The following is an 8319-nucleotide window of genomic DNA, read 5'->3' as shown; positions in this document are numbered from 1 at the left end:
ACTCTGTCCGAGGCGCTCGACGAAGGCGGGCGGCAGCGCTCGCTCGCGGCGATGAAGCGCAAGCAGGAAAAGGCCCGCGCCAAGGCCCTGGGCATGGGCCACAAGGCCGAGAAGCAGGTTCGCGACGTCCAACTCCCCGAAATGATCGTGGTGCAGGAACTCGCCAACCGCATGGCCGAACGCGCGGCCGACGTGGTCAAGGCGCTGATGAAGATGGGCATGATGGTGACGATGAACCAGTCCATCGACGCCGACACCGCGGAACTCGTGATCGAGGAATTCGGCCACCACGCCGTGCGCGTGACCGATGCCGACGTCGAACAGGCGATCGACACGGTCGATGACCGCGACGAGGACCTGCGCCAGCGTCCCCCGATCATCACGATCATGGGTCACGTCGACCACGGCAAGACCTCGCTTCTCGATGCGATCCGCCACACCAGCGTTGTTTCCGGCGAGGCCGGCGGGATCACCCAGCATATCGGCGCCTATCAGGTGAAGACCGATTCCGGCGCCGTGCTGACCTTCCTCGACACGCCCGGCCACGCCGCCTTCACCTCCATGCGCGCCCGAGGCGCGCAGGTGACGGACATCGTGGTTCTGGTAGTTGCGGCCGACGATGCGGTGATGCCGCAGACGGTTGAGGCGATCAACCACGCCAAGGCCGCCAAGGTGCCGATGATCGTCGCCATCAACAAGTGCGACAAGCCCGACGCCAATCCGCAGAAGGTACGGACGGACCTGCTGCAGCACGAGGTCGTGGTCGAGGCGATGTCGGGCGACGTGCAGGATGTCGAGGTGTCGGCCAAGACCGGCAAGGGGCTCGACAACCTCCTGGAGGCCATCGCGCTGCAAGCCGAGATTCTCGAACTGAAGGCGAACCCCAAGCGGGCGGCCTCGGGCGCGGTGATCGAGGCCAAGCTCGACGTGGGCCGCGGCCCGGTCGCGACGGTGCTGGTGCAGAACGGCACGCTCCGCCAGGGCGACATCTTCGTGGTCGGAGAGCAGTGGGGCAAGGTGCGGGCCCTCGTCAACGACAAGGGCGAACGGGTAAAGGACGCCGGTCCTTCGGTCCCGGTCGAGGTTCTCGGCCTGAACGGCACGCCCGAGGCGGGCGACGTGTTGAACGTGGTCGACACCGAGGCGCAGGCGCGCGAGATCGCCGCCTACCGCGAGCAGGCAGCGAAGGACAAGCGCGCGGCGGCCGGTGCGGCGACGACGCTTGAGCAACTCATGGCCAAGGCCAAGGCCGATGAAAGCGTGGCCGAGTTGCCGATCCTCGTGAAGGCCGACGTGCAAGGGTCCGCCGAGGCGATTGTTCAGGCTATGGAAAAAATCGGCAACGACGAGGTGCGGGTCCGCGTGCTGCACTCCGGCGTTGGCGCCATCACGGAATCGGACATCGGCCTTGCCGAGGCAAGCGGTGCGCCAGTCATCGGCTTCAATGTCCGCGCCAACGCGCCGGCACGTGCCGCGGCGAACCAGAAGGGCGTGGAGATCCGTTACTACTCGGTCATCTACGATCTGGTCGACGACGTGAAGGCGGCGGCCTCCGGCCTTCTCAAGGCCGAAGTGCGCGAGAACTTCATCGGCTATGCCGAGATCAAGGAGGTCTTCAAGGTCTCCGGCGTCGGCAAGGTGGCAGGCTGCCTCGTCACGGAAGGCGTGGCGCGCCGGTCTGCGGGCGTCCGGCTTCTGCGCGACAACGTCGTGATTCACGAGGGGACGCTGAAAACCCTCAAGAGATTCAAGGACGAGGTCAAGGAAGTCCAGTCCGGCCAGGAATGCGGCATGGCGTTCGAGAATTATGACGACATCCGCCAGGGCGATGTGATCGAAATCTTTGAACGCGAAGAGGTCGAGCGCAAGCTCGCATGAAAAAGGAGGCGCCGGCGCCTCCCCCAGTCCGCACCAATGAAAAAGGCCGCCTGATCGTCAGGCGGCCACTTTCACGACGGGGTAGCCCTCGAACAAGAGCTTACCGACCCGCACGAGGATCTTGCCGTTTTCGAGCTGCCGCTCGAACGTCCCCTGAACGGATACACAGCTTCCAAGAGTGATGGTTCGCAGCATCGCCTTTTCTCCCCAACTGCGGGCTGCTTTGAAGTCTAGTCGGCAATGGTTAATCGGCGGCAAATCGTCATGGTCATATTTTTGCCATAGTCGGTCCGACTTGGAAACAATAATCCCGTGGCGGCCGGCCATGGGCGGAAAAGTTCCACAGCTTGTGATTGCACGGCATCAGCCGTGATCAGAGCCAGTCGCGCAGGACCGGGATCAGCGGCAGGTCGGCAGGCGGCATCGGATAGTTGCCCAGGTCCCTTGGCCGCACCCAGGCCAGCTCCTGCCCCTCTCTGGCCAGCGGGGTCCCCTGCCAGCGGCGACACGCGAAGAGCGGCATGACGAGGTGGAAGTCCTCGTAACCATGGCTCGCGAAGGTCAGTGGCGCGAGGCAACTCTTCCAGGTGTCGATACCCAGTTCCTCATGCAACTCGCGGATCAGCGCGGCCTCTGGCGTTTCCCCAGGCTCAACCTTGCCGCCGGGAAATTCCCAGAGCCCGGCCATGGGCTTTCCGGAGGGCCGGCGGGCGAGCAGAACCCGCCCGTCGGCGTCGATCAGCGCGACGGCCGAAACGAGAACCGTCTTCACGACCGGTAATCGGCGTTGATGTCGATGTAGCGATGCGTCAGGTCACAGGTCCAAACGGTGCGCGCCGCCTTGCCGACGCCGAGGTCGACCGCGATCACCAGTTCCTCGTGCTTCATATAGGCACTTGCCGCTTCCTCGTTGTAGTTCGGGCTGCGCCATCCGTTCTCGGCCAGCGTGAGGTCGCCGAAGCGGATCGACATGGCGTCGCGGTCCGCCTTCGCGCCCGACTTGCCCACGGCCATGACCACGCGGCCCCAGTTCGCGTCCTCCCCCGCGATCGCGGTCTTCACGAGCGGCGAATTGGCGACGGCCATGGCGGCGCGGTGGGCGTCGGCCGCGTCGGCGGCACCCGTGACGCGGATCTCGACAAATTTCGTCGCCCCCTCGCCGTCCCGCACCACCTGCTGCGCAAGGTCGAGCATGACGCGGCCGAGCGCGGCCTCGAACTCCTTCGCCACACGGCTCCTCAGGTCGGTGATCGGATCCGCTTGCGACTGTCCCGTCGCAGCGACAATAAGCGCGTCGGAGGTGGATGTGTCGCTGTCAACGGTGATCGCATTGAACGTGTCACCGACCTGGCGCGCGACGATCTTCTGAAGCGCGGCCTGCGGAATCGTCGCGTCGGTGAAGATGTACACCAGCATCGTAGCCATGTCCGGCGCGATCATGCCCGAGCCCTTGGCGATCCCGGCGATGCGGATCGGCCCGCCCTCTCCGGCGATCTCGGCGCCCGCGCCTTTCGGGAACGTGTCGGTCGTCATGATCGCGCGGGCGGCCATCTCGATGCTGTCCGCCGACAATGCCGCCTTCAGATCGCCAAGCTTCGCGGTGATCCGCCCGTGCGGCAAAGGTTCGCCGATGACCCCGGTCGAGGAGGAGAAGACTCGCGACGCCGGCACTCCGAGTACCTTCGCGACGCCGCCCGTGACGGCCGACACCGCCTCGGCGCCGAGCTTGCCGGTGAAGGCGTTCGCATTCCCGGAATTGACGATGATCGCGGCGCCGTCGCTCGCGCCGTCCGGCTTCTTCAGCTTAGCCTCGCAGTCCAGTACGCAGGACGCCCGCGTGGCCGAGGTCGTGAAGGCGCCGGCGATGGTCGTGCCCGGAGCAAGCCGGATGAGCGTGACGTCCGTGCGCCCGGCGTAGCGAACCCCTGCCGCGACCGCCGCGAACTCCACACCGGCGATTCGGGGCAGCGCGGGGAACCCGCCCTTTGGCGCCAAGGGCGAGACCGGGCTGGCCTTCTTGCGCACCGCGGTGGCGGCAGCCTGCGCCGCATCACCGATGACATCCGCCGCGGTGGCCAGCGCACCCTCCACGACAGGCGCCAGTTCGGTTTCCAGCCGCGCCCGCAGGTCCTTCACCCTTGCCTTCAGCTTCTTGGCCTCGGCCTTCCACTCGTCCTTCGTCTTGGCCATGTCGGGCTCTCCCTGCAGCGTGTCAGTTGTCGATAAGCGCGACGTTCTTCAGGACCGCTGGGTCAATCCCGTCCACGGTCTTCTCTACCTTTGCGGCTCCTGTCAGCTCCGTCACCCGCGCCTCGACCGCACGGCCTTGCAACTCGCCCTCGAGCTCTGCACGAACATCCTCGATCGTCGGCTTGGCTGCCGTGCGCACCTCGTTCAGCCGGATGATGTGCCAGCCGAACTGGCTTTCCACCGGGGCGGAGATCTCGCCCGCATTCATCGCGATGACCGCGTCCTCGAACGGCTTCACCATCATGCCGACGCCGAACCAGCCGAGGTCACCCCCGGCGGCGGCCGATCCCCGGTCCGTGGACTTTTCCTTAGCGATGGCGGCGAAGTCGGCGCCGCCATCCAGCTCGGCCTTGATTGTCTTGGCCTCGTCTTCGGTCGCGACGAGGATATGGGCCGCGCTGTATTCCTTGCCGGGCTCCTTCGCGGAATACTTCTCGTCGAACAGCGCCTGGACGGATTCGTCCGTCACGGCCGCTGCAGCGGTCTCATCCAGCGTGACGCCCGACAAATAGCCGCGCCGCTGGTTGTCGAGCATCAGCGCTTCGCGTTTCCCGATCTGGGCCTCCGCGACTTCCGCGAGCGCCTCCTGCTGGATGATCTGGTCAAGAATGCCGTCGAACAGAGTCTTGTCGTCGAGCTGGAGGTATTGCGGCGGCAGGCTTTCGCGCATCGCGATCATGTGGCCAAGCGTAATGGCCTTGCCGTTAACGGTAGCCACCACAGTGTCGGCCGTGGGGTCTTCGGCCCAGGCGGCTGCGGCCGTTACGGCGAGGAGGGCGCCGAGTAGGGCGGATTTCAGCATCGTGAGGGCTCCCAAAGAGGCTGCGGCCGGGCGCAGCGTTGACTATCCGGTGGCCGCCCCTTACATCGCGAGGGTCCCGTGAGGGCCGGTCCATCCTTGTTTCGCCGCCGTTCTAGGATGCGCGAGGGGTGTCGGCAAGGCCAGGTTTATCACGAGCACGCCAGTCGAACCCGAGCGGAGAAACCATGCTGGGCCTCGGAACTATCGCGAAGAAGGTCTTCGGCACGCCGAACGACCGCAAGGTCAAATCGGTCCGCACGCTCGTCGAGAAGATCAATGCGCTGGAGCCGCAGTTCCAGGCGCTGAGCGACGAGGGAATCAAGGCGAAGACTGCCGAGCTGAAGGAACGGGTGGCGGCCGGCGAAAGCCTCGACCACGTCCTGCCCGAAGCGTTTGCAAACTGCCGCGAGGCAGCGCGGCGGGCGCTCGGGCTGCGCGCCTTCGACGTGCAGCTCATTGGCGGGATCTTCCTGCACCGCGGCAACATCGCCGAGATGCGGACGGGCGAGGGCAAGACGCTCGTCGCGACCTTTCCGGCCTACCTCAACGCGCTGACGGGCGAGGGCGTGCACATCGTCACGGTCAACGACTATCTCGCCAAGCGCGACGCGGACTGGATGGGCAAGGTCTACGCCCAGCTCGGGATGACGACCGGTGTCGTCTACCCGTTCCAGTCGGCCGAGGAAAAGCGCGCCGCCTACCGCTGCGACGTCACCTATGCGACCAACAACGAGCTCGGCTTCGACTACCTGCGTGACAACATGCGCGCGACCATCGACGACATGATGCAGCGCGGCCATCACTTCGCCATCGTCGACGAGGTGGACTCGATCCTGATCGACGAGGCGCGCACGCCCCTGATCATCTCCGGTCCAAGTCAGGACCGGTCAGAGCTTTACATCACGCTCGACAAGTTCATTCCGGAACTGGCCGCCGAGCATTTCAAGCTCGACGAAAAGCAGCGCAATGCCACCTTCACCGAGGCGGGCAACGAGTTTCTCGAACAGCGGCTCTGGCAGGCCGGTGTCCTGCCCGAGAGCCAGACGCTCTACGACCCGGAATCGACCACGATCGTCCATCACGCGACGCAGGCGCTCAGGGCGCACAAGCTCTTCCAGAAGGACCAGCACTACATCGTCCGGAATGGCGAGATCGTGCTGATCGACGAGTTCACCGGCCGGATGATGCAGGGACGGCGACTGTCCGACGGGCTTCACCAGGCCATCGAGGCCAAGGAGGGCGTCAAGATCCAGCCGGAGAACGTGACGCTCGCCTCCGTCACCTTCCAGAACTACTTCCGGCTTTACGACAAGCTCGCCGGCATGACCGGCACGGCCGAGACCGAGGCCGAGGAATTCATGGATATCTACCGGCTTGGTGTCGTCGTGGTGCCGACGAACAAGCCCATTGCCCGGAAGGACGACCACGACCAGGTCTACCGCACCGCGCGCGAGAAATACGAGGCGATCATTGCCCGGATCAGGAAGGCGCACGAAAAGGGGCAACCGATCCTCGTCGGCACGACCTCGATCGAAAAGTCCGAGATGCTGTCGGAAATGCTGAAGAAGGAAGGCATACCGCACAACGTCCTGAACGCGCGCCAGCACGAGCAGGAGGCGCGGATCGTCGCCGAGGCCGGGCGCCTTGGCGCGGTGACCATCGCCACGAACATGGCCGGCCGCGGAACCGACATCCAGCTTGGCGGCAATGTCGAGATGAGGGTGCTGGAGGAACTCGACGCCAATCCCGACGCGCATCCCGACGAGGTGCGCGCCCGGATCGAGGCGGAGCATGCCGCCGAAAAGGCCAAGGTGCTCGAAGCCGGGGGGCTCTTCGTGCTGGCCAGCGAACGGCACGAAAGCCGGCGCATCGACAACCAGCTCCGCGGCCGCTCGGGCCGGCAGGGCGATCCCGGCCGATCATCGTTCTACCTCAGCCTCGAGGACGACCTCATGCGCATCTTCGGGTCGGACCGGCTCGACAAGGTGCTGTCGAGCCTCGGGATGAAGGAAGGCGAGGCGATCATCCACCCCTGGGTCAACAAGTCGCTCGAACGCGCGCAGGCGAAGGTCGAGGGACGCAACTTCGACATGCGCAAGCAGCTGCTGAAATTCGACGACGTGATGAACGACCAGCGCAAGGTGATCTTCAGCCAGCGGCTGGAGATCATGGAGGCCGAGGATCTGGAAGAGATTGTCCGCGACATGCGCCATCAGGTCATCGACGATCTTGTGGACGACTATCTTCCGCCGAAGAGCTATCCCGAACAGTGGAATACCGAAGGTCTCTATGCCGCGGCGATGGAGAAGCTCGCGCTCGACGTTCCGGTGATCGACTGGGCGAAGGAAGAGGGTGTCGATCACGACGTGATGCGCGACCGGCTCTACGAGGCGTCCGACAGTCTTATGGCCGGGAAGGCCCAGGCTTTCGGAGCCGAGACGATGCGGCAGATCGAAAAGCAGTTCCTGCTGCAGACGATCGACAGCAAGTGGCGCGAACATCTCGTGACGCTCGAACACCTCCGCTCGGTGGTCGGTTTCCGTGGCTATGCGCAGCGCGACCCGCTGAACGAATACAAGACCGAGGCGTTCCAGCTTTTCGAGAACCTGCTCGACGGCCTCCGCTCCGACGTCACGCAGAAGCTCGCCCAGGTCCGCCCGATGACGGAGGAGGAGCAGCAGGCGCTCTTCCGCCAGATGACGGAGCGGCAGGCCGCGCTCAACGCACCCGTCGCCTCCACGGTGGCGGCGGAGGCACCGAGGCAGCCGGTGCTGGCGGGCTTCGACGAGAACGATCCCGCGACCTGGGGCAACCCGGGCCGGAACGATCCCTGCCCCTGCGGATCGGGGGAGAAGTTCAAGCACTGCCACGGAAAGCTCGCCTGATTCGGGCGATCTGTGGCGAAATTGTGGCGGACTGCCCCCAGGTCTGCCCGCCGCCCCACAATCTTGGCGCGCCCGTCGTTTCGCAACCAAGATAGGGTAGAGGCCTCCGGGCCTCACAGTTTCCCGCGGTCGCCGTGCCGCCATTCCCCTGCCCCGATCCAGCGCTAGTCCTGAGCGGAACCTTGGGGAGACGACCATGCAGATCAAGCGCAGGGCGATTACCGTCGGGACGACCTTCTTTCTGGCCGCCGCGACCGGCCATGTCATGCAGAACGGCGAAACCATCAGCGCGCGGTTGCGCGGCGCCGATGCGACGGAAGCACCCGTGCTCGCCAGCGTAACGTCGACCGCGGCAACTGTCGCCGTCAAGGAGACCCCGGAGCCGAGCAGTGTTCCCGTACCGGCCGTGACCGAGGCGCAGGCCCCCGTCGCGTCGGAACCGCCGACTGCACCTGCCGCCGCGGAGATCGTGGTCGCCGCCGCTGTCCCGGCGGCTCAGGAGCC

The 8319-nt window shown here is 65.4% G+C and carries 6 protein-coding genes and 1 pseudogene; 3 read left to right on the top strand and 4 right to left on the bottom strand.

Annotated elements, in window-relative coordinates:
* A partial coding sequence (infB, locus tag ACMUOO_RS15485; RefSeq protein ID WP_413855694.1) for a translation initiation factor IF-2 occupies positions 1-1878 on the top strand: 1878 nt, incomplete at its 5' end.
* Between the two features lie 57 nt (positions 1879-1935).
* Here infB and ACMUOO_RS15480 read toward each other — a convergent pair.
* Genes ACMUOO_RS15480 through ACMUOO_RS15465 form a run of 4 tightly spaced genes read right to left on the bottom strand, consistent with a single transcriptional unit; the run spans position 1936 to position 4930 of the window.
* Positions 1936-2205 carry a hypothetical protein gene (locus tag ACMUOO_RS15480; RefSeq protein ID WP_301919858.1) on the bottom strand — a complete coding sequence of 90 codons (270 nt, stop codon included), beginning with the start codon at positions 2203-2205 and terminating at the stop codon, positions 1936-1938.
* 46 nt (positions 2206-2251) lie between these two features.
* A complete protein-coding gene (gene mutT, locus ACMUOO_RS15475) occupies positions 2252-2650 on the bottom strand; it encodes an 8-oxo-dGTP diphosphatase MutT (protein WP_301919710.1) in 399 nt (132 codons plus the stop codon).
* Complete coding sequence (gene argJ / locus ACMUOO_RS15470) at positions 2647-4068, bottom strand: bifunctional glutamate N-acetyltransferase/amino-acid acetyltransferase ArgJ (protein ID WP_301919709.1); 1422 nt, start codon at positions 4066-4068, stop codon at positions 2647-2649. Before argJ ends, mutT begins: the two co-directional genes overlap by 4 nt.
* 22 nt (positions 4069-4090) lie before the next feature.
* Positions 4091-4930 carry a peptidylprolyl isomerase gene (locus ACMUOO_RS15465; RefSeq protein ID WP_301919708.1) on the bottom strand — a complete coding sequence of 280 codons (840 nt, stop codon included), beginning with the start codon at positions 4928-4930 and terminating at the stop codon, positions 4091-4093.
* Positions 4931-5115: 185 nt separating this feature from the next.
* Here ACMUOO_RS15465 and secA point away from each other — a divergent pair, with 185 nt between their 5' ends.
* Both secA and ACMUOO_RS15455 read left to right on the top strand, forming a co-directional pair.
* Positions 5116-7815, top strand: a complete 2700-nt coding sequence (gene secA, locus ACMUOO_RS15460) for a preprotein translocase subunit SecA (RefSeq protein ID WP_301919707.1) — start codon at positions 5116-5118, stop codon at positions 7813-7815.
* Positions 7816-8011: 196 nt separating this feature from the next.
* Positions 8012-8319 (top strand): annotated as a pseudogene (locus ACMUOO_RS15455) (hypothetical protein); the annotation flags it as partial.

It is taken from the genome of Albidovulum sp. (assembly GCF_041919395.1).
Classification (GTDB): domain Bacteria; phylum Pseudomonadota; class Alphaproteobacteria; order Rhodobacterales; family Rhodobacteraceae; genus Albidovulum.
Note: the sequence above shows the minus strand (reverse complement) of the source record. Positions and strands in the feature narration are given on the sequence as shown.

Bases quoted from the DNA above. Each gene is read 5' to 3' on its own strand.
- ACMUOO_RS15465 (WP_301919708.1), bottom strand. From the start codon at position 4,930: ATGCTGAAATCCGCCCTACTCGGCGCCCTCCTCGCCGTAACGGCCGCA.
- argJ (WP_301919709.1), bottom strand. From the start codon at position 4,068: ATGGCCAAGACGAAGGACGAGTGGAAGGCCGAGGCCAAGAAGCTGAAG.
- ACMUOO_RS15480 (WP_301919858.1), bottom strand. From the start codon at position 2,205: ATGGCCGGCCGCCACGGGATTATTGTTTCCAAGTCGGACCGACTATGG.
- secA (WP_301919707.1), top strand. From the start codon at position 5,116: ATGCTGGGCCTCGGAACTATCGCGAAGAAGGTCTTCGGCACGCCGAAC.